At 72.2% G+C, this 2,194-nt stretch carries 3 protein-coding genes; all 3 read left to right on the top strand.

What is annotated here, in order from left to right; translation table 11 throughout:
- On the top strand, positions 1-413 hold a 413-nt coding region (locus tag E4099_RS31415; RefSeq protein ID WP_135342495.1), incomplete at its 5' end, for a MaoC family dehydratase N-terminal domain-containing protein.
- 19 nt (positions 414-432) lie between these two features.
- Positions 433-867, top strand: coding sequence for a MaoC family dehydratase (locus E4099_RS31410; RefSeq protein ID WP_135342496.1), 435 nt, complete (start codon positions 433-435; stop codon positions 865-867).
- 156 nt (positions 868-1,023) lie between these two features.
- Entirely contained in the window at positions 1,024-2,079 is a 1,056-nt protein-coding gene (locus E4099_RS31405) for a UDP-N-acetylmuramate dehydrogenase (protein WP_135342494.1), read from the top strand.
- Positions 2,080-2,194: the final 115 nt, after the last annotated feature.

Below are 2,194 nucleotides of genomic sequence, written 5' to 3'. Positions count from 1 at the left end.
GCTCCCGGCCCTATGCGGTCGGCCGGGAGCAGATCCGCGAATTCGCCGAGGCGATCGGTGACCCGAATCCGGTGTACACCGACCCGGCCGCGGCCAGGGCGCTCGGGCACCCCGATGTGATCGCGCCGCCCACCTACCCGTTCGCGATCACCACCAGGGTGGCGCAGCAGGTGATCCAGGACCCGGAGCTGGGCCTGGACTACACCCGGGTGGTGCACGGCGACCAGAAGTTCGGTTACACCCGCCCGGTGCACGCCGGAGACGTGATCACCATCACGTCCCACATCGAGGACATCAAGTCGCTCGCGGGCAACGATGTGCTGCTGATCCGCAACGAGCTGCACGACGAGAGCGGCGACCACGTGGCGACGGTGCACACCAAGCTGGTGGCGCGCGCCGCCGAGGAGGCGTGACGTGACCCACAAGGCCCGTATGGCGGCAAAGGTCTCCTACGACGAGGTCGAGGTCGGCACCGAGCTGCCGGCCCAGACGTTCACTGTGAACCGCGCCACTCTGGTGGCGTACGCGGGCGCCTCCGGTGACTTCAACCCGATCCACTGGAACGAGAAGTTCGCCAAGGAGGTCGGCCTGCCGGACGTCATCGCGCACGGCATGTGGACCATGGCCTCGGCGATCCGGGTGGTCACCGACTGGGCGGGCGACCCCGCCGCGGTGGTCAACTACGGGGTGCGCTTCACCAAGCCGGTGGTGGTCCCCAATGACGACAAGGGCGCGGTCATCGAGGTCAGCGCCAAGGTCGCGGCCAAGCTGGACGACGAGGCACGCACCGTCCGGGTGGATCTCACGGTCGAGAACGAGGGCCGGAAGGTGCTGGGCATGGCCCGCGCCGTGGTCCGCCTCTCCTGACACGTCCGGCCGGGCGCGGACCCGCACGACCCCGCGCCCGGCCCCCGGCGGCCCGTTCCGGCCCGCCCCAGGGCCCCACACGCCCGGGCCCCGCTCACCGCGCACTCGACGGAGCTGGGCACTTCCCGGCTGTGGGCCTCTCGTAGTCTTGAGCGCGTGCAGGAACTCCAGAACGCCCCGCTCGCCCCGCTGACCACGTTCCGGCTCGGTGGCCCGGCCACCCGGCTGGTGACGGCCACCACCGACGACGAGGTGATCGAGGTGGTCCGCGAGGCCGACGCCTCGGCCACCCCGCTGCTGATCATCGGCGGCGGCAGCAACCTGGTCATCTCCGACAAGGGCTTCCAGGGCACCGCGCTGCGCATCGCCACCAGCGGCTTCTCCCTCGACGGCACCCAGCTGGAGCTGGCGGCCGGCGAGAACTGGTCCGCGGCGGTGGCCCGGACCGTGGAGGCGGGACTGGCCGGCATCGAGTGCCTGGCCGGCATCCCCGGCTCGGCGGGCGCCACCCCGATCCAGAACGTCGGGGCGTACGGCCAGGAGGTCTCGGCCACCATCACCGAGGTCGTCGCCTACGACCGGGAGGCCGGCGAGGTGGTGGTCCTGCCGAACGCCGAGTGCGGTTTCTCCTACCGGCACAGCCGCTTCAAGGCCCACCCCACCCGCTATGTGGTGCTGCGGGTCCGCTTCGGGCTGGAGGACGCGGACGGGCTGTCCGCGCCGATCAGGTACCCGGAGACGGCCCGGGTGCTGGGTGTCGAGGCGGGCGACCGGGTGTCGGCCGCGCTGGCCCGGGAGACCGTGCTGAAGCTGCGCGCGGGCAAGGGGATGGTGCTGGACCCGGAGGACCACGACACCTGGTCCGCGGGCTCGTTCTTCACCAACCCGGTGCTCACCGCGGAGGAGCACGCCGCCTTCCTGGCCCGGGTCGCCGAGCGGCTCGGCCCCGACACCACTCCGCCCGCCTTCCCCGCGGGCGACGGCCGGATCAAGACCTCGGCCGCCTGGCTGATCGACAAGGCGGGCTTCACCAAGGGGTACGGCACCGGCCGCGCCCGGATCTCCACCAAGCACACCCTGGCCCTCACCAACCGCGGCCAGGCCACCACCGAGGACCTGCTGGCGCTGGCCCGCGAGGTGGCCGCCGGCGTGGAGGCCGCCTTCGGGATCCCCCTGGTCAACGAACCAGTAATGGTCGGCACCACCCTCTGAGCCCCCTCAGCGCCCAGGGGTCCAGGGGAGGAGCCGCCCCGCAGGAGCGCTGGGGGCACCCCCGGACGGAGTCTGGGGGAGGAACTGCGCGCCCAGCCCAAAACCAACCCGCACC

The organism is Streptomyces palmae, assembly GCF_004684805.1.
GTDB lineage: Bacteria > Actinomycetota > Actinomycetes > Streptomycetales > Streptomycetaceae > Streptomyces > Streptomyces palmae.
The sequence above is the reverse complement of the archived record's forward strand: the minus strand, read 5'-3'. Positions and strand labels throughout refer to the sequence as shown.

Bases quoted from the DNA above. Each gene is read 5' to 3' on its own strand.
- E4099_RS31410 (WP_135342496.1), top strand. From the start codon at position 433: ATGGCGGCAAAGGTCTCCTACGACGAGGTCGAGGTCGGCACCGAGCTG.